General features: G+C 74.0%; 17 protein-coding genes and 1 pseudogene. 8 read left to right on the forward strand and 10 right to left on the reverse strand.

Going from position 1 to position 20,160, the window contains the following annotated elements; translation table 11 throughout:
* Positions 1-82 precede the first annotated feature (82 nt).
* The gene (locus NUM_RS11825) at positions 83-1,324 is read left to right on the forward strand and encodes an MFS transporter (protein WP_207124849.1); all 1,242 of its coding nucleotides are present in this window, start codon (positions 83-85) and stop codon (positions 1,322-1,324) included.
* An 11-nt stretch (positions 1,325-1,335) separates the two neighbouring features.
* Here NUM_RS11825 and NUM_RS11830 read toward each other — a convergent pair whose 3' ends face one another.
* Positions 1,336-1,851: an ArsR/SmtB family transcription factor gene (locus tag NUM_RS11830; RefSeq protein ID WP_207124850.1), complete on the reverse strand. Its 516-nt coding sequence runs from the start codon at positions 1,849-1,851 to the stop codon at positions 1,336-1,338.
* 96 nt (positions 1,852-1,947) lie between these two features.
* On the opposite strand from NUM_RS11830, the gene NUM_RS11835 reads away from it, so the two are divergent.
* Entirely contained in the window at positions 1,948-2,868 is a 921-nt protein-coding gene (locus NUM_RS11835) for a S41 family peptidase (protein ID WP_207124851.1), read from the forward strand.
* A gap of 67 nt (positions 2,869-2,935) precedes the next feature.
* On the opposite strand, the gene NUM_RS11840 is transcribed toward NUM_RS11835, so the two are convergent.
* A complete protein-coding gene (locus NUM_RS11840) occupies positions 2,936-3,370 on the reverse strand; it encodes an RpiB/LacA/LacB family sugar-phosphate isomerase (protein ID WP_207124852.1) in 435 nt (144 codons plus the stop codon).
* A 123-nt stretch (positions 3,371-3,493) separates the two neighbouring features.
* Between NUM_RS11840 and NUM_RS11845 the strand changes: the two genes are divergently transcribed.
* On the forward strand, positions 3,494-4,414 hold the full coding sequence (locus NUM_RS11845; RefSeq protein WP_207124853.1) for a GNAT family N-acetyltransferase: 921 nt from the start codon (positions 3,494-3,496) through the stop codon (positions 4,412-4,414).
* Here NUM_RS11845 and NUM_RS11850 read toward each other — a convergent pair.
* Positions 4,407-4,676 carry a VOC family protein gene (locus tag NUM_RS11850; RefSeq protein ID WP_207124854.1) on the reverse strand — a complete coding sequence of 90 codons (270 nt, stop codon included), beginning with the start codon at positions 4,674-4,676 and terminating at the stop codon, positions 4,407-4,409. The genes NUM_RS11845 and NUM_RS11850 overlap by 8 nt on opposite strands.
* Before the next feature lie 125 nt (positions 4,677-4,801).
* Here NUM_RS11850 and NUM_RS11855 point away from each other — a divergent pair, with 125 nt between their 5' ends.
* Complete coding sequence (locus tag NUM_RS11855) at positions 4,802-5,770, forward strand: helix-turn-helix transcriptional regulator (RefSeq protein ID WP_207124855.1); 969 nt, start codon at positions 4,802-4,804, stop codon at positions 5,768-5,770.
* Between the two features lie 72 nt (positions 5,771-5,842).
* Here NUM_RS11855 and NUM_RS11860 read toward each other — a convergent pair whose 3' ends face one another.
* Positions 5,843-8,014, reverse strand: a complete 2,172-nt coding sequence (locus NUM_RS11860; RefSeq protein ID WP_207124856.1) for an NEW3 domain-containing protein — start codon at positions 8,012-8,014, stop codon at positions 5,843-5,845.
* Between the two features lie 173 nt (positions 8,015-8,187).
* Between NUM_RS11860 and NUM_RS11865 the strand changes: the two genes are divergently transcribed.
* On the forward strand, positions 8,188-9,153 hold the full coding sequence (locus NUM_RS11865; RefSeq protein ID WP_207124857.1) for a class I SAM-dependent methyltransferase: 966 nt from the start codon (positions 8,188-8,190) through the stop codon (positions 9,151-9,153).
* An 87-nt stretch (positions 9,154-9,240) separates the two neighbouring features.
* Here NUM_RS11865 and NUM_RS11870 read toward each other — a convergent pair whose 3' ends face one another.
* The 5 genes from NUM_RS11870 to NUM_RS11890 form a co-directional block, all read right to left on the reverse strand.
* Positions 9,241-11,160, reverse strand: coding sequence for a putative Ig domain-containing protein (locus tag NUM_RS11870; protein ID WP_207124858.1), 1,920 nt, complete (start codon positions 11,158-11,160; stop codon positions 9,241-9,243).
* A gap of 327 nt (positions 11,161-11,487) precedes the next feature.
* On the reverse strand, positions 11,488-12,282 hold the full coding sequence (locus tag NUM_RS11875) for a DUF3152 domain-containing protein (protein ID WP_225918507.1): 795 nt from the start codon (positions 12,280-12,282) through the stop codon (positions 11,488-11,490).
* Positions 12,283-12,387: 105 nt separating this feature from the next.
* Entirely contained in the window at positions 12,388-13,374 is a 987-nt protein-coding gene (locus tag NUM_RS11880) for a HAMP domain-containing sensor histidine kinase (RefSeq protein WP_207124859.1), read from the reverse strand.
* Positions 13,371-14,048 carry a response regulator transcription factor gene (locus NUM_RS11885; protein ID WP_207124860.1) on the reverse strand — a complete coding sequence of 226 codons (678 nt, stop codon included), beginning with the start codon at positions 14,046-14,048 and terminating at the stop codon, positions 13,371-13,373. The genes NUM_RS11880 and NUM_RS11885 overlap by 4 nt, the downstream gene beginning before the upstream one ends.
* 134 nt (positions 14,049-14,182) lie before the next feature.
* Complete coding sequence (locus NUM_RS11890) at positions 14,183-14,803, reverse strand: DUF5134 domain-containing protein (RefSeq protein ID WP_207124861.1); 621 nt, start codon at positions 14,801-14,803, stop codon at positions 14,183-14,185.
* 322 nt (positions 14,804-15,125) lie between these two features.
* On the opposite strand from NUM_RS11890, the gene NUM_RS11895 reads away from it, so the two are divergent.
* Positions 15,126-15,878, forward strand: coding sequence for an NRDE family protein (locus NUM_RS11895; RefSeq protein ID WP_207124862.1), 753 nt, complete (start codon positions 15,126-15,128; stop codon positions 15,876-15,878).
* Between the two features lie 493 nt (positions 15,879-16,371).
* Here the strand turns inward: NUM_RS11895 and trpS are convergent, their stop codons facing one another.
* The gene (gene trpS, locus NUM_RS11900) at positions 16,372-17,352 is read right to left on the reverse strand and encodes a tryptophan--tRNA ligase (RefSeq protein ID WP_207124863.1); all 981 of its coding nucleotides are present in this window, start codon (positions 17,350-17,352) and stop codon (positions 16,372-16,374) included.
* A gap of 464 nt (positions 17,353-17,816) precedes the next feature.
* Between trpS and NUM_RS11905 the strand changes: the two genes are divergently transcribed.
* Both NUM_RS11905 and NUM_RS11910 read left to right on the forward strand, forming a co-directional pair.
* Complete coding sequence (locus NUM_RS11905; RefSeq protein ID WP_207124864.1) at positions 17,817-19,754, forward strand: hypothetical protein; 1,938 nt, start codon at positions 17,817-17,819, stop codon at positions 19,752-19,754.
* Positions 19,755-19,757: 3 nt separating this feature from the next.
* Positions 19,758-20,160 (forward strand): annotated as a pseudogene (locus NUM_RS11910) (hypothetical protein); the annotation flags it as partial.

The raw sequence follows: 20,160 nt of genomic DNA on the forward strand, positions 1-20,160 counted from the left end.
CGGAAGACGGGTTGTTTGCTCCCGTGGTGGCGCTGCTGGTGTGATCCGGACGCACGAACGTCGGTTGTGGCAGGGGAGCGGGATGCGGGCACGGGTGGGGAACGACGTCGGCCGGTTGTGGGCGGCGTACGCGGTCAGCACGTACGGGACGTGGCTCGCGTTCGGCGCGTTCCCGCTGATCGCGGTGCGGGTGCTGCACTCGTCGGCGTTCGCGGTGTCGTTGCTGGAGGCGGCGGGTCTCGCCGTCGCCGCGCTCGTCGCGTTCCCGCTCGGGCCCTGGGTGGCGCACCACGCCAAGCGGCCGGTACTGGTGGCGATGGACCTGGTCCGGTTCGCTGCGATGGCGAGCGTCCCGCTCGGCTACCTGCTCGGCCTGCTGTCGTACGGGCAGCTGCTGGTGGTCGCGGTCGTCTCCGGCGCCGCCGGGATCGCCTTCACCGCCGCGTCCGGCGCGTACCTCAAGCATCTCGCCGCCAGCCCGGACCTGCTCGTCGCGAACGGGCGGTTCGAGGGTACGAGCTGGGTGGCGACCGCGGTGGGCCCACCGCTCGGCGGGGCGCTGGTCGGGGTGCTCGGCCCGGTCGCCACGGTGGCCGCCGACGCGGTCAGCTACCTGCTGTCGGCGCTGGGCGTGCTGCGGATCCGCGGCGGCGACGTCGTGACGCCCCGTGCCACGACGCGCGGGGTACGCGCGGCAGACCTGCTCGCCGGCGTGCGGTCGATCGCCGGTGATCCGGTGCTGCGCCGGCTGTTCGCCAACTCGGTACTGGTCGGCGGGCTGATCATGGCCACCGTGCCGCTGCTGTCGGTGCTGCTGCTCGGCCGGTACCGGATGCCGGTCTGGCAGTACGGCCTCGCGTTCGGGGTGCCGGCGCTGGGCGGGTTCCTGGGCGCCCGGCTGTCCGCGGGCCTCGCCGCCCGGTTCGGCCGGTACCGGGTGCTGCGCGTCGCGGGCTGGCTGCGCTCGCTGTTCCCGCTCGGGCTCGCGTTCGTGCGGCCCGGGGTGGTCGGGCTGCTGGTCGTGATCGCGGTCGAGGCGCTGCTGATCACCTGCATGGGCGTGTACAACCCGATCCACGCCACCGAGCGGCTGCAGCGGGCCCCCGCCGGCCGGGCCGCGCAACTGCTCGCTACCTGGAGCGTCGCGAGCAAGCTGGTGCAGGCCGGCCTGACGGCGCTGTGGGGCCTGCTCGCGACGGCGACCAGCCCGCTGGCCGCGATCACCGTGTCGGGGATGCTGCTGCTCGCCACCCCGCTGCTGCTGCCCACCCGGGCCCGGCTGGCCGCGACCGATTCCGTGCCGACGCAGCCGGCCGTCGCCTGACGGCGGCGGGCTCAGGCCGGGTCGGTGTCGGTGGCTCGTTGCCGGTACATGGTGACGAGCAGGCCGTGCCGGGGCGCTCCGGCGCCGTCGTCGGTGGCGCTCTCGGCGATCTCCTCCAGCGCCGCCCGCAGCCGGTCGGCCTGCGCGTCGCTCAGCCGTACGTGCCGGAGCACCAGCAGCGGATCGTCGTCGGCGACGGACAGCTCGTCGGCGAGGCCGGACAGCATCGCCGCCGTCGCGGCGTGGCCGGGGTCGTCGAGGTCCATCCGCCGGGCCGTGCGCTGGTAGTACTGCTCCGTGCCGCCGCGCACCTGCCGGGTCTCGACGACACGGACCAGGCCGGCCTCGCGCAGCGTCTTGAGGTGGTGGCCGACGCTGCCCTTGGCGGCGCCGAGCGCGGCGGCGAGCTGGCTGGTCGTGGCCGGCTGCTGACCGAGCCGGAACAGCAGCCGTTGCCGCAGCGGGTGGCCCAGCGCCCGGTGCTGGGCGGCGGTCTCGATGCGCAGTGACTCCTCCGGTTCGAGCACGAATCAAGCGTCTAGAACTCTTGACGCTTTGTCAAGGCGCCTGCTCTACTGACCGCAGCCGGGGCAGCCCGCCCCGGCCGGACCAACGGGAGACCCATGCACCGCGCGGACATCGACCGGATCGTCGCCGAGGTCGGCGAGCTCGTCGCCACCAAGTACGTCTTCGCCGAGCTGGGCGAGCAGATCGCGGCGCGGCTGGCCGCCGCGGCCGAGGCCGGCCGGTACGCCGCGGTCGCGGACGAGGCGGCCCTCGCCGAACTGGTCACCGTCGACCTGCAGCGCGGCAACGACGACGGGCACCTGCGGTTGATCCACCACGACGAACCGATCCCCGAGGACGGCGACGACCACGCGGTCGCCGAGGCGCTCTACGAGCGTCGGGTCCAGCGCACCATGAGCGGCATCGGCCGGATCGAGCGGCTGGACGGCAACGTCGGGCTGCTGGAGATCTCGCCCGCGCTGTTCGGCGTGCACCTGGTCGGCGACGAGATCACCGCGGCGATGCAGATCCTGCGGTACACCGATGCGCTCATCCTCGACCTGCGGGGATGCACCGGCAGCGACCCGGGCTCCGTCGCGTACTTCCTCACCTACCTGTTGCCGCCCGAGACGCACCTCAACGACGTGTACGACCGCGGCACCGACTCGACGATCCAGTTCTGGACGCTGCCGCACGTGCCCGGCCCGCACTACGGCACGACGCGGCCGGTCTCCGTGCTGACCAGCCACCAGACGTTCTCCGGCGGCGAGGAGCTCGCGTACGACCTGCGGCACACCGGCCGCGCCACCCTGGTCGGCGAGACCACCGCCGGCGGCGCCCACCCGCGCATCGGGGTACGGCTCGGCCCGCACCTGGAGGCGAGCATCCCCACCTGCCGCGCGATCAACCCGATCACCGGGACCGACTGGGAGGGCACCGGGGTGGTCCCGCACGTCGCGACCCCGGCCGCCGATGCGCTCGCCGTCGCGCACGAGCGCATCGTCGCCGACCTCGCCGCCGGTACCCAGGCCGGTTGATCGACCCGCCCGGGTCAGGTTGCGGGCGCGACGAGGCGTTCTCGCTGGCCGGCTCGGGCTCGACCGGTCAGATGTCGGCGGTGTGCGCCACGTTCGCGGCGTCGTCCGGATCGCTGCTCGGCGTACCGGCGAACCAGGCGTCCAGGATCTCCGCCAGGGTCGGCTCGGACACCGTGCGCAGGCTCAGCGCGAGCACGTTCGCGTCGTTCCAGCGGCGGGCGCCGGTCGCCGTGTACGCGTCGGCGCACAGCGCGGCGCGCACCCCGGCCACCTTGTTGGCGGCGATCGACGCGCCGGTACCGGTCCAGCAGCAGACCACCGCCTGGTCGGCCCGGCCGGCGGCCACGTCGCGGGCCGCCGCCTCCGCCGACCACGCCCAGTCGGCCCGGTCGCCGGCGGCGAGCGCGCCGTGCACGAGCACCTCGTGCCCCCGCCGGCCTAGCTCGTCGACCAGCACCGCCGCCACCCCGTCGGTCGAGTCGGCCGCCACCGCAATCCGCATCCCCCGAGCCTACGTCGGAGTGCCCGCCAGCCCCGCCCGCGACCGGATCGTTCCGGCGCTCCGACCGCGGCGGCGACGCGAATCCACTGGCCAGGGCGCGTCCCCGGCGGGCAGGCTGGGGCCATGACGCGGGTGTACCGGGACGAGAACGTGACGGTGTTCCAGCAGCGGGCCGGCGCCTGGCTCGCCGCCGACCCGCTGCTGCACGCGGTACCGGCGTCGCTGGTCGGCCAGCGCGTCGCCGGCACCGTACCGGTCGAGCCGGACGCCTGGTGGCTGCGGGTCTGCGCGGACGACGGTGCGGTGCTCGGGGTGGCGCTGCGCACGCCGCCGCACGAGTTGCTGCTCGCCGCGATGCCGGCCGAGGCGGTCGCGGCGGTGGTCGACTGGTGCGTCGCCCAGAAGGTTCCGCTCGGCGGCGCGGTCGGCCCGTGCGTGTCCGGTGACCCGTTCGTCGCCCGGTACTCGGCGGCGACCGGGCTGCGGGCGGAACTCTGGATGGCGCAACGGATCTACCGGCTCGACGCGGTCACGCCGCCGACCGGCGTGCCCGGTGCCGCCCGGCCGGCGGTACCGGCGGAGATCCCGCTGCTGTCCGGCTGGGTGTCCGCGTTCGCGGCGGAGACCGGTACGGAGGTGCCGGATCCGCGCTTGGCGGAAAGGGTGGCCGCAGGCCGGTTGTGGGTCTGGACCGACACCGACGACCGGTCCGGTTCGGGTCCGGCCGGATCGCCGGCGGTGGACGGCGATCCGGCGCCGGCCGGCTCCGCGGCTGGCGGCCCGGGAGCCCAGCCCGTTGCGATGAACTGGACGTCGCCGCCGGCGGCGGGCGTGGTACGGGTCAGCGCCGTGTACACGCCGCCGGAACGGCGCGGCCACGGGTACGCCAGCGCTCTGGTCGCGGCGACCAGCCAGGCGGCGCTGGCCGACGGCGCGACGGCCTGCACGCTGTTCACCGACCTGGCCAACCCGACCTCGAACGCGATCTACCAGCGGATCGGCTACCGCCCGGTGGCCGACGCCGGCCGCTGGCGATTCACCTGACCATCCACAGTGGACGGACAGGTCGTGGCTGGTCCGCGGTGCGGTGGGTCGGCTGGTAGAGCGGCATGTCGCCGGCGCCGGGCACCACGACCCGGGCGGTCCGCCCGAAGCTCTCCGTCTCGACCTGCTGGGTGATCCGGGCCCCGCGGGCGGCCAGGTCGGCCACCGTCTGCTCGATGTCGTCGCACATCAGCGTGACCTCGGGCAGCGGCTGCGGTTGGCTGCCGTCCGCGCGGGTGGGGTGCACACCCAGTTCGGACACCGGCGGTCGATTCCGGCGCCGGGCCCGACAGCGGGCCCGCGCGGGGTGGATCCCGGTACGAACCGGGCGGCCGGTACCGCAAGCAGGATCAGGCGGCCGGCCGACACGGCGCCGATGATGAACCCATGGCCGATGCGGGACGAGACCGGCTCCGCGAACTGCTCGACGTGATCGTCGACAGCGTCGCGGACCAGACCGGTGGGGAGAGTGCCGGCGACGAGACGGACGGCGCGGCGCTCGCGGCCCGTGCGTACCTGTCGCGGTACCACTTCGATCGGCTGGTGTCGGCCGCGATCGGTGAACCGCCCGGCGGGTTCCGGCGGCGACTGCTGCTGGAGCGCGCGGCGTGCGAGCTGCGCGACGGCGCACCGGTCACCGAGGTCGCCTACCGCGCCGGCTACGGCTCGCCGGAGGCGTTCACCCGGGCGTTCGGCCGGGCGTACGGGCGGCCACCGTCGGCGCTGCACGGCGACCCCGGCAGCCGGGTGCACCTGCCCGCGCCGAACGGCATCCACTTCCATCCCCCGGGCAACCTGCGGGTGCCCGGCGATCCGAGGAGGTCCAGCATGGACGTCACCACCACGATCCTGGCCCACGACAACTGGCTGGTCGGCGAGATCCTGCGGCACGCCGAGACGCTGCCGGACGAGGTACTCGACCGGCCGATCACGATGAGCGTCGACGCGCTGGACGCCGGCGACGGCCTGCGCGGCCTGCTGCACACCCTGGTGTCGACCAAGGAGCGGTGGACCGCGGCGGTGCAGGGCCAGCGGCCACCGGGCGGCGACCCGCTCGGCTCCGCACTGCCGGAGTCCGAGCGCACGCTGCCGGCGTTGCGCCGTCGGTACGCGGTGGCCGGGCCGGCGTTCCTGGACCTGGCCAACGGGATCCGCGCCCGCGGCGAGGAGGACACCACGTTCATCGACGTGACCTGCGATCCGCCCCGTACCTTCAGCTACGGCGAGATGATCGCGCACGTGCTGAACTTCTCCGCCTACCGCCGGACCCTCGCCGTCGGTGCGCTGCACGAGTACGGCATCGACGCGCTCGGCTTCGGCGACCCGGTGTCCTTCACCACCGACCGTCCACAGTAGACGATCCGGGGTGCCGTGGGTGGCAGCCCGCGGCACCCCGTCGGCCGGTCGATCGCGGCGGCCGAGGTCCGGTCAGCCGGCCGCCACCGCGAACACGTGGATCGCGGACTGCGCCGGCAGTGTCACGCTCGCCACCGTCTTGTCCGGCGGCAACGAGACCCCGACGTAGAAGATCCGGTACTGCACGCCGAAGTTCGCCGGGCCGGACTGGGTGTTGCGGTGATCGGCGGTGGCCACGATGTCGTAGCCGGTCGTGTCGCTGCAGCACCAGTTCGGGAACGACAGGTCGGCCTGCTGGGTGGTCCCGTCGGTGAACGTGATGGTCACGGTGCCGGTGCTGAAGCCCGCCTCGGACCCGAGGAAGCCCAGCGTGCCGGTACCGTCGACGGCCACCTTGCGAGCGCCGCCGGCCACGTTGTCCGGTGTACCGGCCGCCGCGGCCGGCCAGTGGAACGTCAGCCCGTCGTGCGTCAGGCTGGCCCCGGGCGTGAGCCCGGCCGCCGCCAGCGCCTGCGCCGAGTAGCTGTTGCCACCGCCGTCGAAGTTGCCCGGCGCCGGGTTCGACTCGTCGGTGATGCCGACGTTGTTCGCCGCCGCGTCGATGCTCGGGTAGGGGGTCGGCGAGGCGAAGTCGAGCCCGCCGGCCGCGTGCTGCGACGACCCGTGCCAGCGGTACGCGGCGGTTCCGGTCAGGTGCAGCATCGCGCCCGGTGGCGGGGTGTTCGGCGTGACGTCGAAGTGCGCGGTCAGCGACCCACCCGGCGGTACGGCCCGGGCCGGCGCGGCATCGGTGCGGGTCGCGGTCCACCCGTCCGGTACCGTCAGCCGCACCGTGGCGTCGCTGATCGCGCTGGTGCCGTTGTTGGTCAGCGTCACCGTGGTCGGCGTGGTCGTACCCGCGGTGTACCCGTGCCCGTCGACACCGACCACAGTGGACGGTGGGGTGCTCGGGGATGCGTTGCGGTGCACCCGGTACAGCACGGCGGAGTGGCCCGGGACCGAGGCGGCGATCGTGCCGGCGGTCGAGGCCACCTGCTTGGACCACAGGTCGGTGAGCCGGTAGCTGTGCGCGGAGCCGGTGAAGCCGGCCTGCGCCGCGGTCACCGACGCGGTCTGCTCGCTCGCGCCCTTGTTGAACAGCACCACGGCCCGGTCCCCGTTGGAGAGCGGCCGGGACAGGACATCCACGTCACCGGTGGACTTGACGATGGTGCCCTGCACGCCGAGCCGGTCCTGGTCGACCGCGATCACGTCGGCGTTGGACAGGATCCGGACCGTGTCGGCGGAGGCGCCCTTCAGCGCGGTGGAGAACAGCAGCGGCGAGGCCATCACCGACCACACCGACAGCTGTGCCTGGTACTCGTCGGTGGTCATGCCACCGTTGCCGACCTCCAGCATGTCGGCGTCGTTCCAGTGGTTCGGCCCGGCGTACGCGGCGAGACCCGGGGTGTTGCCCTCGGCGTAGTTCTCCAGCACCGAGTCCCAGTTGTCGGCGATGTCGGAGCCGTACCGCCACAGCTGGCCCTCGTCGGCGAGCCAGCCCAGCTCGTTGGTGAAGTCCGGGCCGGAGCAGCACACGTACGCCGGGGCCGACTCGCTGAACACGATCCTGCGGCCGGTGTTCGCGAGCGCCTGGCTCGCCTCGTGGTAGACGAGGTGCGCGACCTCCGCGGGCGACTTGCCGGGGAACTGGTCGGTCGGCTGGTAGCAGTAGTCGAGCTTGAGGTAGTCGACGCCCCAGGAGGCGTAGTCGTCGGCGTCGGTCTGGAAGTGGCCGTAGCTGCCCGCCGCGCCCTGGCACGTCTTGTACCCGGCGTCCTCGTAGATGCCGAACTTCAGGCCCTTGGAGTGGATGTAGTCGCCGAGCCACTTGAGCCCGTGCGGGAACCGGGTCCGGTCGATCTGCAGGTGGCCGTTCGCGTCCCGGTCGTGCTGCATCCAGCAGTCGTCGATGTTGACGTAGTGGTAGCCGAGCTTGTCCAGGCCGAGCCGGACGATCTCGTCGGCGGTGTCGACGAACAGCTGCTCGTTCATCGCCTCGTTGCACTCGAAGCCGGCCCAGTCGTTGAAGCCCATCGGCGGGGTCGGTGCGAGGTCGTCGCCGTTGGTGGCGTGCGGTACCGCGGCGGGCGGGGGTGCGGCGGACGCCGGTGCGGCCGCGGCCACCAGCGCGCCGGCGGCGAGCACCAGCGCGCCGAGGGTGGCCAACAGGCGGGGTCTCCGAACGCGGGTGAGAGAACGCATGGGTTGCTCCTTGCCACGCAGACTGCCCAAAGCTGGTTGCATCAGGCAATGATTGAGCACAATTGCGCAATCAAAGGTCGGATGTCAAGGCTCCGCCCCCGGTCGTACCGATGTCGGGAACGCCCCGGCCCGCCCCTGCCCACGGGCCCGGCCACGGCGGGCAGAATGCGGCCATGGACGCGCACCAGCACCAGCACGGCGGCAGCGACACCCCGGCCGGCGACAGGCAGCGGCCCGACGGCGGCCACGCCCACAGTGGTCACGAGCACGGCGGTCACGAGCACGGCGGTCACGAGCACGGCGGTCATAAGCACGGCGGTCACGAGCACGGCGTGGGCCACGGGCACGGGCACCATCCGTACCTGCCGGCGCACATCGACCTGACCGCGCTCGCGGTGCCCGACACCATGGCGCTGCTGCGACCGGTACTGCCCGAGCCGCCCGCGGCGATCTGCGAGGTCGGTGCCGGACTCGGCGCGCTCGCCGCCGCGCTGGCCGGCGCCGGATACCGGGTCACCGCGGTCGAACCGGATCCGGACTCGGCGGCGGCCGCGGCCGACCGCGGGCTGGACGTGGTCAACGCCGAACTGCGCGACCACCAGGCGCCCGGCCGGTACGAGGCGGTGCTGTTCACCCGCTCGCTGCACCACATCGAGGACCTGCCCGGTGCGATCGAGCACGCGCTCGGCCTGCTCACGCCCTCCGGCGTGCTGGTACTGGAGGAGTTCGCCCGGGAGCGCGCGAACGAGGCCGCGGCACGGTTCCTGTACGACGCGATCGATCTGCTCGCCGCGGCCGGCGTCGCCTCGACCAGCCAGGAGGACGACGAGGGACGGCCGCAGCCCACCGACCCCTGGCAGCGCTGGCAGCACAACTTCGTACCGAGCGGGCACGAGTCGCCGGAGGAGGCCGCCCACCGGCCGCTGCACACCGGTACCGACATCGTCGCCGCGCTGCGCGCCGCCGGGCTGACCGTCACCGACGAGCCGACGATCGGGCTGTGGCGGATGGTCGCGCAGCGCCTCGCCGACACCCCGGTGGCCAACGACGTCGCCCGGCGGGTGCGCGACACCGAGGCGCGCCGGCTCGCCGACGGCAGCCTGCCGGCGCTCGGCCGCTTCCTCGTCGCCCGCCGCTGACCGCAACGGTGTGACGCCGCGGCTCGGTCGGACACGGAACGACGGGGCGCCCGCGGGAAGCGGACGCCCCGTCGCCGGGGGAGCGGATCAGGACGCGGTGGTGAACGCCACGTCGTCGATCAGGAACGAGGTCGCCAGGTACGAGTCCTCGGTGCCGGTGAAGGAGACCTTCACCGACAGGCCGGACGCACCGGTCAGCGTGAACGACTTCTTCACGTAACCGCCGGTGGCGTTGGCGTTCGAGTACGTCGCGACCGTGGTGGAGTTGGCCTTGACGGTCAACGTGTCGTACGGGGTCGAGCCGGACTCCTGCGTGTCGATGTAGACGTAGAAGGAGAACGACACCGTGTCACAACCGGCCGGTACCTGGACCGTCTGGCTCACCGTGTCGGTGTGCGACGAGCCGTAGCCGTCCAGCCAGGCGTAGTAGCTGCCGGTGTGCGCGACCCCGCCGTCGGCGTTCGACGACACGACCCCGGACGAGGCCGACCACGGAGCTGCCGATCCCGTCTCGAAGCCCGGGTTGCCCAGCAGCTGGCTGCCGCAGGTGCCGCCGCCACCGCCGGTGGTGATCGCCCAGGAGAACGACGCGGTGCCGGTCTTGCCGGCGGCGTCGGTCGCGGTGGCCTTCACGGTCGAGGTACCGGCCGTGGTGGGGCTACCGGTGATCTTGCCGGAGGACGAGGCGGACAGCCCCGCCGGCAGCCCGGTCACCGACCAGGTGTACGGCGCGGTGCCGCCCGACGCGGACAGCTGCAGGCTGACCGAGTCGCCGACCTTGTTGCTCTGGTTGCCCGGGTTGGACACCGTCACGTCACCGGGCGGCGTGGTGCCACCCGCCGCGAACGCGGCGGTGCCGTTCGGCGTACCGAGGCCGGTCGGGCCGTCCCAACCGGAGCCGGCCGAGCACATCGGCGACCCGCAGCTGCCGTTGCTGCCGCTGGTCACGTCGTTCAGGTTCGACTGGTGCGCGTACGGGTAGCTCGCCGGGTAGTCGCTCGCGCCGGGCGTGCCGGCGAGCGCGTACACCGAGGCGATGATCGGCGCGGATGCCGACGTGCCGCCGTACACGGCCCAACCGCTGCCGCCGTAGGTCTGGTAGACCGCGACGCCGGTGTTCGGGTCGGCGACCGCGGACACGTCCGCCTCGGCCCGCTTCGAGCAGCCGGTGCTGACGTTCTGCCAGCTGGCTTTCGCGTCGTAGGACGAGCAGCCCGAACCGGCACCGCTCCACGCGGACTCGGTCCAGCCGCTACCGGACCGGGACAGCGAGGTGCCGCCCACCGCGGTCACGTACTTCGACGTGGCCGGGTACTCGGCGCCGTTGCCGTCGTCACCGGAGCTGACCGTGATGGCCACACCCGGGTGGTTGAAGTGCGAGTCGTCGGTGGTCTGACCGGACGACTCGCCGCCACCCCACGAGTTCGAGACGTACTTGGCGCCCAGCGCCACCGCCTCGTCCTCGGCCTGGTACAGGTCGGCGTCGCTCGGCGCGTCCGCCTCCACCAGGATGATGTTGGCCTTCGGCGCGACCGCGGACACCATGTCCAGGTCGAGCGAGATCTCGCCGGCCCAGCCGGAGTCCGCGGTCGGCAGCGGGCTGGTCTGGCCGTTCTGGTTGACCTTCCGGAACTGGCCGGAGGTCAGCGCCGGCAGACCGAACGCCGACCGGTAGGCGGCGAGGTCGCTGGCCGCGTTCGGGTCGTCGTACGCGTCCACGATGGCGATCGTCGCGCCGGCGCCGCCGTTGGCCGGCAGGCTGTACGCGCTCTGGAGGTCGGACGGCCCGTAGCCGGACGGCAGGTCCGGGTGGATGCCGGTGCGCTTCAACGCCATGCAGTGCATGGTGTGCGGCGCGGCCGGCGCGTCGCAGACCCGCTGGACACCGGAGGTCGTACTGCTTGCCGGTGCGGCCCAGGCGGACTGGGCGAGGCCGAGTGAGGTCAGGGCGGCAGCCGACATCGCGGCGACCGAGACGACCATGGCTCGGCGCAGGGGAACACCCATGGTGCTTCCTCTCGCTGGGGCAGGCCGATGCCGAACGGCATCGGCGAGGTTGCCGGTGCCGTCGACGGCGCCGGCGTGGGGAGTGCCGGCGCCTCGGACGAGGCCCCGGCGACCGGTGCGGAGGGACGCACCGGTTGATAGGGGTGAAACCTCCTCAATCCCAGATGGTCGGGAAGGATCGAGCTTGACACCCATAAGGCGCCATTAAGGATGTACACGAAAACAACCCCGCGCGATAGGGGTAATTTCGTCGGTTCACCCGACCTGCATGGCGTAATTACGGTTCGCGGCGGGAACCCGCCAGATCGGACCGGTTCGAGCGGTTCGTCAGCTCGGCCGGTACCAGGTCGTCGGATCGGTCGGGACGATCAACGGGTACTCGCCGGCCGGGCCGGCGTAGCGGTGCCCGTGCGGGTACGGCCACGGGTTCGGGGTGCAGCCGTGCAGCCCCAGCGTCTGCTGCTCCATCGTCGGCGCCGGCTTCCCCTTGCCCGGACACAGCTCGTGCCCGTGGCCGAGCCGGTGCCCCACCTCGTGGCTGAGCGCGTAGTCCCGGTACGCGGTCAGGTCGTGGTAGTAGGGCACGCCGTGCAGCCAGCGGGACACGTTGATCACCACCGCGTCGCCGTTGCGGCACGACGTGTACCGGTCGTTGACCGCGCCGCACAGCACGTCCCGGGTCGCCGGTGTCGCCAGGTAGATCACGAAGTCGTGCGGCTGGCCCGGGCCGACCCGACGCAGCCGCCAGTCGCCGCCGGCGGTCCAGCCCTGCGGATCACCCAGGATGTCGACCACCTGATCGGCGAACCCGGACACGGACAGGTGGTCGATGCCGTGCTCCACCGCGACCTGGAAGCGCAGCAGGGTCCCGCTGCGCCCCAGCGTCGCGCTGTGCCCCGGCGCGATCGCGTACGAACCGGTGCCGCGCAGCGGGTAGCTGACCGGACTGGGCGACGGGCTCGGCGACGGGGTGGGGGAATGCGTGGCCGGGCTCGTCGCCGGCCGCGACGGGCGCCGCGAGTGGTCACCGGTGGCCGAGTTGGCGGTCCGGTCGCAGCCGGCGGGCAGCGCGATCGCCGCCACGGCAAGCAATCCGGTCAGCAGAACCCGCACGGTACGCACCGGCCCAGGCTACGGCACCCCGCCGCGCTCCGTTGATCACGGTGCGGTGTTTGCCCGACGATCGTTGCCGCCGCACGCCGCCTCCCGATCGGCGGGCCAGGGTGGTCAGGCGGCCGGCAGGGTGACCCGGATGAGGCAGCCGACGCCGCCGCCGACCACCCGGATCGTGCCCCCGTGCAGGTCGACGGCCCACCGTGCGATCGCCAGCCCCAGCCCGGTACCGCCGACCCGGTCGCGGAACGGCTCGCCGCGGGTGAACCGCTCGAACACCCGCTCCCGGTCCTCCGAGCGGATGCCCGGCCCCTCGTCCTGCACCTCCAGCACCACCTCGTGGTCGTGCCGGCGGGCCCGCAGGCTGACCAGTCCGTTCGGCGGGCTGTGCCGGCAGGCGTTCTCGACCAGGTTGGCGAGCACCTGGTGCAGCCGCTGCGGATCGGCGTGCATCGTCAGTTCGGGCGGCGTCACGTCGACGGCGAACCGCACCGCCTGGCCGGCCACCGAGGTCTGCGCCACCACCTCGGCGAGGAGGTCCTCGGCCGTCACCTGCTCGCGGCGCAGCGGTACCACCCCGGCGTCCAGCCGGGACATGTCCAGCAGCTCGGAGACCAGCCGGCCGAGCCGCTCGGTCTGCGCCAGCGCGGTCTTCAGCTCGGACGGTTCGCTCACCCCGTCCACCACGTTCTCCAGCACCGCCTGCAACGCCGAGATCGGGGTACGCAGCTCGTGCGAGACGTTCGCGATCAGCTCGCGCCGCTGCCGGTCGGCCACCGCGAGATCCTCGGCCATCTGGTTGAACGCCCGGCCCAGCTGGCCCACCTCGTCCGACGAGGTCGCCCGTACCCGCCGGGTGTAGTCGCCGCGCGCCATCGCCTCGGCGGCCGCGGTCATGTCGCGCAGCGGCGAGGTCATCCCATGCGCCAGGATCTGCGTCACCGTCAGGGCCACGGCGACCGCGAGCACGGCGAGCAGCATGCCGAGCCCGTTGGTACCGATGCCGAGCCAGAACACCCCGGAGGCGGCGCAGATCGCGGCGGTGACCAGGACCCCGATCTTCAGCTTGATCGAGCCGATCCGGTCCAGCGGGCGGATCACGGCGCCGGCTCCAGCGCGTAGCCGACCCCGTGCACGGTACGGATCAGGCCCGGCCCGAGCTTGCGACGCAGCGCCTTGACGTGGCTGTCCACCGTGCGGGTGCCGGAGCCGTTGGCCCAACCCCAGACCTCTTCCAGCAACTGCTCGCGGCGCAACACCGCGCGGGGCCGCTCGGCCAGCCGGGTGAGCAGGTCGAACTCGGTCGGCGTCAGGTGCACCTCCGCGCCCGACCGGGTCACCCGCCGCTGCGCCTTGTTGATCGCCAGCTCGCCCACGGTGAGGATCTCGTCGCTGGTCTGCGCCGCCCGGTCCACCCGGCGCAGCAGCGCCTGCACCCGTGCGCACAGCACCCGCATACTGAACGGCTTGGTCAGGTAGTCGTCCGCGCCGACGCCGAGCCCGACCAGGTGGTCGGTCTCCGAGTCGCGCGCGGTGAGCATCAGCACCGGTACCGGCCGGTCGGCCTGGACCCGCCGGCACACCTCCAGCCCGTCGAAACCGGGCAGCATCACGTCGAGCACGATCGCGTCGGGCGGGCGCCGCCGGGCCGCGTCCACCGCGCCGGGCCCGTCGCCGGCGAGCTCCACCTCGTACCCCTCGGCGCGCAGCCTGGCGCCGACGGACTCGGCGATCGTCGGCTCGTCCTCGACGACCAGGACCCGTCGCTGCTTCATGATTGGGCAATCTATGCCGCCCGCGTGGTGGTCCGCGATGCGCGCGGTGAAGATGTTGTGCCCGCCGCAGTGCGTGGACCCGTACCGGTGGCCGCGCGGCCGGGCGGCCCCGCCGGCAGTACCGGCTCGGATGCTCAGGCCCGCAGCATGGGGTAGAGCATGGCCAGCATCAGCAGGCTCATCAGTACGTGGCAGGCGGCGGTGGCGCGCGGCGCCGGTGCGGTACCGGGCAGCATCGGGGCGGCCAGCCGGGTGGCGCCGAGCGCGGTGAGGACCGCGGAGCCGGCGACGAAGCCGATCAGCACCAGATCGGCGCCCACCAGCAGCGGGGCGGGCACGGTGCCGGTCCCGGACATCGACATTCCTGGCATCGCCGTACCGGCATCGACCTGCGGTAACGCCAGCAGGTAGGCCATCGCGAGGGTCGCGCCGACGTGGTGCAGCCGGTGCGCGGCGTGGCCCCCGGCGGTACCGGTGGGAGCACGAGCCGGCCGGGACCCGGGGTGGTGCGGCCAGCCGTGCCGGACCAGCACCAGCGTCGACCAGGTGGAGCCGGCGGCGAGCAGGGCCGGTGCGCACCACCGCGGTACCGCGGTGCCCGCCGCCATCGCCGCCATCGCCGCGGCCATTCCGATCCGGGCCACCTCGACGTCGCGGCCGGCGCGATCGCCGCGCAGCAGCCGGAGCACCCCGACGGCGACCAGCGCCGCGGCGGCCGACCCGGTCGACCAGGCCGGCACGCCGGCGTCGGTCACCGACAGTGCCCGCCGCACTGGCACGGGCCGCCCGACTGGCAGCCGCAACCGCAGCCGGAGCCGCAGCCGCACCGCGCCGCGGCGAGCGGTTCGGCCAGCCCGACCCGCGGGTGGGCGGGTCGGACCGGGGCGGTGTCGGGGTGCACGCTGGTGGGGTGCGCAATCGGGTGTTCGGACATCGGAGCCTCCCGGTGACGGTGGTCGCGGACCCCCACATCATGATCCGGGAAATCGGACGAATCGCCGACGATTGGTGCCGTCTAGTGACAGATCACGGACACTGTGTTATCGCTGGTTGCGCTAGCCGTCGGGTGGTGTGCTGATGTGCACGGTGCTGGTCAGCCTGCGCCCGGCCGCGGACTGGCCGGTGCTGGTGCTCGCCGTCCGGGACGAGATGCTCGGCCGGCCGTGGCGGCCGCCGGCGCGACACTGGCCGGACCGCCCCGGGCTGCTCGGTGGCCTGGACGAGCAGGCCGGCGGCACCTGGCTCGCGGTCGACCCGGCCGCGGGCCGGATCGCGTGCGTGCTCAACGCCGCCGGCCGGCCCGCCGAACCGGCCGGGCGCCGGTCCCGCGGTGAGCTGCCGCTGGCGGCCGCCGCCGGCGAGGCCGCGCCGGCCGGTTTCAACGGGTACGACCCGTGTCACCTGCTGGTGCTCGACGGTGGCGGGCTGTGCGTGACGACCTGGAACGGTCGGCAGCCGCACCGGTACCGGTTGACGGACGGCGACCACCTGTTCGTCAACCAGGGCCGCTGGCTCGGGCCGGCGGACCGGCGGTCGCCGCGCGCGGCGCACTTCGGGCCCCGGTTCGCGGCGGTGGCCCGTCCCGAACCCGCGCTGGGGAAGCCGGTCCCGGACGCCTGGGCACCGTGGCTGGCGTTGCTCGACGGCCCGGACGTACCGGCGCCGACCGATCCGCGCGCGTTGATCGCCCGCTCCGTCCAGGACGACGGCTCCGTCTGGGGCACCAGCTCGGTCACCCTGCTCGGGTTGTCCGCCACCGGCGAACTGCGCTACGACTTCCGTCCCGGCGCCGCCGCCACGGCGGGTTGGCGGCCGATCGGAGCCGGCTGAGCTCACCGCCTCGGTCTCGGCCGTCGTCTCGGCGCCGGCGGTGCCCCGAGCGTCGGCCGCCGCTTGCGCTGCCGCCGCTGCAGAACCGCGGAGAGTACGACGAGTCCGAACGCGACCGCGATCGTGCACAGCGCCGGGATCCACGCGGCGCTCGCGCTGGGCGGGGGAGCGGCGAGCGGGACGGTCATGCCGGACACCGTAGCGGCGGAGCGCCACGCTGCCGCGACTGTCGCGCCCCGGCAAGAACCGACCGGCGATGATCGGCACTGTGGCGCCGCGCGGCACACCCCCCAGTTGCCGCGCGACGCCACCGCCGCCCGCACCGAGCGTCCCGGCGCGGAGTTGCCCGTTTCCGTGCGGCGGTAACGGACTCGCTCAGTGAACGCCGATTCGGTGGTCCACGTCACGACCCATGATCAACAATCACTCTCCGGTGTTAACATACGAACACGCAACGTAGTCACCGTGATGTCGCCCTCGGCGCGGTCGACGGCTACGCGGGCAGCAGGCCGATCGCCTGCTTGGCGCGACGAACCTTGCGCTGCGCGATCTCTCGTGCCCGGGCTGCCCCGGTACGCAGCACGCCGCGGACGTGCTCCGGATCGTCCGACAGCTCCTGGTACCGCTTGCGCAGCGGCCCGAGCGTCTCCACCACCGCGTCCGCCACCGCGCGCTTGAGCTGCCCGTACGAGTCGAAGCCGGGGGCGAGCCCGGCCGGATCGGTGCCGGTGCAGGAGGCGAGGATGTCGAGCAGGTTCGCCACCCCGGGCCGCCGGTCCGGGTCGTACACCACATCCCGGCCGTCGTCGGTGACCGCGCGCATCACCTTGCGCCGCAAGGTGTCCGGGTCGTCGGCGAGCCGGAGCGAACCGGCCACCGAGGAGGCCGACTTGCTCATCTTCGTGGTCGGCGCGGCCAGGTCCATGATCCGCGCGCCCACCGGCGGATGTACCGCCCGCGGCACCGTGAACGTCTGGCCGTACCGGGTGTTGAACCGGTACGCGACGTCCCGGGCCAGCTCCACGTGCTGGCTCTGGTCGTCGCCGACCGGTACCTCGTCGGCGTCGTAGAGCAGGATGTCGGCGGCCATCAGGATCGGGTAGGTCAGCAGCGACATCCGGATCTGCTGCTGCCGGCGCGATTTCTCCTTGAACTGGATCATGCGCTGCGCCTCGCCGTACCCGGTCGTGCACTCCAGCAGGTAGTGCAGCTCGGCGTGCTCGGGCACGTGCGACTGCACCAGGAGCAGGTGCCGGTCCGGGTCGGCGCCCGCGGCGAGCAGCAGGGTGGCGAACTCGAGCGTTCGCTCCCGTACCAGGGCGGGGTCGTGGTCGAGGGTCAACGCGTGCAGGTCGGAGATGAACACGACGGTGTCGGTGTGCCCGGTGCCGTCGACGATCGGCCGGATCGCGCCCAGGTAGTTGCCCAGGTGCAGCACGCCGGACGGGGTGAATCCGCTGATGCGGCGGGTCATGGTGGTGGCTCCTTGTCGGTGGGGCCGACCGGCCCGCGCCGCCGAAGCGCGTACACGCGAAACGGCCGCCCGAACCGGGCGGCCGCGTGTGTGCTGAGCACAATGCGCGGAGTGTGGTGCCGCCCGTCAGGGGCGCCACCAACCGAGACAATCGAAGCTCGTCCGCATGCCACCACCCTAGCGCACCCCGGCCCCGGACGGCCCTGTCCGCCTCGTCACCGGCCGGTGCCCCGAACCGCCTCGGCCGGCCGCGGCCCGGTCGGCTCGCCGGCTCGCGCGGTCTCGATGCCGTCGAACCCGGCGCGTGATCGGCATCGTCGGGTGCGCGTCGCCGTCGCGGCGTGCGACGTACCCGTCGTGCCCGAACCGGCCGCCCCGCACCGGTTCGTGAGTGTTGGACTGCCCATCGTGACCAGCTGATGCGGTACTGTCTGCGGGCCACGGCGGGGGCCGGGAGGTGGTGCATGGCCAGGGTACGGGCGGTTTTCGGGCAGGCGGTGACGGCGCACCGGGAGGCGGTGGCGCAGCTGCGCGCGGCGCGCGCCGCGCTGGACGTCGATCGTTCCGGTGACTCCGCCACCGACCGGGCCGGGCTCGCCGACCAGGCCCGGGACGCCGCCGGCCGACTGGCGCCCGGCTGGCTCGGCGCGGACTGGGCCGCCACCGCGGACCTTGCGGTCGGCCGGGACGCGTCCGCCGCCGCACCGGTACCGGTGCGCATCGGTACCGCCGTGCCGGGAGACGACCTCGACTACCCCGCGGTGGTGCCGTTGCTCGGAGCCGGTCACCTGGCCGTCGAGGCCGCGTCACCGCAGCCGTTCGCCGGTGTGCTGCTGCGGTTGCTGGCGGCGGCACCGGCCGGGCTGCTGCGGGTGTGCTGGCTCGGTCCCGGACTGCCGGCACCGTTCCGGCCGTTGCGCGCGGCCGGGCTGCTGGTCGAGGCCGACCCGGACACCGCGCTCGCCGCCGCCGACCGTCAGCTGCGGCACGTCGCCGACGCGGTACGGGCGGGGCAGGATCCGGCCGGCCTGCCGTACCTGGTGCTGGTCGCCGCGCAGCCGCTGCCGCCGGCGCGGCTGCGCCCGCTGGCCGAGCAGGGCCCGGCCGGCCGGCTGCACCTGTTGCTGGCCGGTCAGGCCGCCCCGCTGCCACACACCGTCTCGGTGCGATCCGGCGCCGTCCGGGACCCGCATGCCGGGCGGGAGCCGCACACCGGCCCCGATGCGCACCCCGACCGGGACTCGTACGCCGGCTCGGGCTCGGCGGGTGGCCGGTCGCCGGGGGCCACGGCGGCAGGAGCCGGCGGCACCGGGGCCGGGCGCGGTGAGCAGGTGACGGTCTCGTACGGCGAGGTGACGGCGCCCGCGGTGCGGCTGGATCCGGCGCCGCCGGACGAGCTGATCGCGGCGGTGTGCCGGCGGTTGGCCGATTCGCTGCGGCCGGGGTTCGCGCAGTTGCTGCCGGCACAGCGATGGGCCGAGAGCTCCGCGACCGGGCTGCGCACGCCGATCGGCGTCGGCGCGGGCGGTGCCGTCGAGTTGGCCTGCGCCGAACGGACCCCGCACTGGCTGCTGGCCGGGCCACCGCGGGCGGCCGGCGCGGTCGCGCTGACCGCCGTGTACGGGCTCGCCGCCCGGTACTCGCCGGACGAGCTCGCGGTCTACCTGCTCGACGCGACCGGGGCCGCGCTGTTCGCCGAGTTCGCGCCGAGCCGGGCCGATCCCAGCTGGCTGCCGCACGCCCGGCACGTCGGCGCGGTGGACACCGCCGAGGACCTGCGACCGGTACTGGCGGCGCTCGCCGGCGAGGTCGCGGAGCGGCGCCGGCTGCTGGCGCGCGCCGGGCACACCGAGCTGGCCGCGGCACTGTCCACAGTAGACAGGGCGATGCCGCGGATCCTGGTCGTCCTCGCCGGCGCCGACCTGCTGTGGGCCGCGACGCCACCCGCACCGGTACCGCGGGCGCACCCGGACGGTGGGCCCGGGCCGGCCCCCGATGCCGGGACGGTGCCGCGGATGCGGGGCGAGGACGGCGTGCGGCCGGGCCACGGCGAGCCCGTGCCGGCCTCGCGCGGCCGCGCTGACGGGGAACCGGACCCGCCGCCGGTCGAGGCGATGCTGGCGGAGCTGGCCACGATCGGGGGAGCGGTGGGCGTGCACCTGCTGTCGTGCGCGCAGCGGCCGGCGGTGCCGGTGCTCGCACGGTTGCCCGGGCGGCTCACGGTGTCCGATGTGGACGGTACCGCGGTGCTCGGCGGGCGGACGGTGCGGCTGATCGACCCGTACGCCGAACCGGCGGCCCGGGCCCGGTTGCGCGAGGCGCTGTGGCAGGCACGTACCCCGGGCAGCGCGCCGCCGGAGGTGCCGCACGCGACCGAGCCGACCAGCCTGGCAGGGGAGTGAGCCGTGGCGGACTGGGACGACTACCTGGCGGCGACCCGGCGCCTCGGCGTCGCCGCGCCGATCTCGGCCGAGGCCGCCGCGGCGCACCAGGAGCGGATCGTCGCGCTGTCCGACCGGGCGCTGACCCAGCGAGACGAGCTGACCGAACGGGCCGGCCGGTTGCGGTTGCCGGCCCCGGACTTCACCGCCGCCGGCCCGGGTGAGCTGCCGGACCTGCTCGAACCGGTACCGGTGGCCGATCGGCTCGCGCTGGCCGAACGGCGCCTGGCCGCCGCGACCGCCGCCGGCACCGAGGTCGACCGGCTCGCCGCCAGCCCGCCGCTGCTGCCGTCGTGGCGGCCGCGGCCGCGCGCCGCGGCGGTGTACGCGGCGTGCTCGTTCGCCGGCCTGGTCGGCCAGCTGGTGT

The organism is Actinocatenispora comari, assembly GCF_017312725.1.
GTDB lineage: Bacteria > Actinomycetota > Actinomycetes > Mycobacteriales > Micromonosporaceae > Actinocatenispora > Actinocatenispora comari.

What these genes read in the sequence shown, in the direction of transcription:
- NUM_RS11855 (WP_207124855.1), top strand. Translation starts at nt 4,802, where the DNA reads ATGGCCGATGCGGGACGAGACCGGCTCCGCGAACTGCTCGACGTGATC.
- NUM_RS11885 (WP_207124860.1), bottom strand. Translation starts at nt 14,048, where the DNA reads ATGAAGCAGCGACGGGTCCTGGTCGTCGAGGACGAGCCGACGATCGCC.
- NUM_RS11865 (WP_207124857.1), top strand. Translation starts at nt 8,188, where the DNA reads ATGGACGCGCACCAGCACCAGCACGGCGGCAGCGACACCCCGGCCGGC.
- trpS (WP_207124863.1), bottom strand. Translation starts at nt 17,352, where the DNA reads ATGACCCGCCGCATCAGCGGATTCACCCCGTCCGGCGTGCTGCACCTG.
- NUM_RS11835 (WP_207124851.1), top strand. Translation starts at nt 1,948, where the DNA reads ATGCACCGCGCGGACATCGACCGGATCGTCGCCGAGGTCGGCGAGCTC.
- NUM_RS11870 (WP_207124858.1), bottom strand. Translation starts at nt 11,160, where the DNA reads ATGGGTGTTCCCCTGCGCCGAGCCATGGTCGTCTCGGTCGCCGCGATG.
- NUM_RS11825 (WP_207124849.1), top strand. Translation starts at nt 83, where the DNA reads ATGCGGGCACGGGTGGGGAACGACGTCGGCCGGTTGTGGGCGGCGTAC.
- NUM_RS11840 (WP_207124852.1), bottom strand. Translation starts at nt 3,370, where the DNA reads ATGCGGATTGCGGTGGCGGCCGACTCGACCGACGGGGTGGCGGCGGTG.
- NUM_RS11860 (WP_207124856.1), bottom strand. Translation starts at nt 8,014, where the DNA reads ATGCGTTCTCTCACCCGCGTTCGGAGACCCCGCCTGTTGGCCACCCTC.
- NUM_RS11845 (WP_207124853.1), top strand. Translation starts at nt 3,494, where the DNA reads ATGACGCGGGTGTACCGGGACGAGAACGTGACGGTGTTCCAGCAGCGG.
- NUM_RS11895 (WP_207124862.1), top strand. Translation starts at nt 15,126, where the DNA reads ATGTGCACGGTGCTGGTCAGCCTGCGCCCGGCCGCGGACTGGCCGGTG.
- NUM_RS11905 (WP_207124864.1), top strand. Translation starts at nt 17,817, where the DNA reads ATGGCCAGGGTACGGGCGGTTTTCGGGCAGGCGGTGACGGCGCACCGG.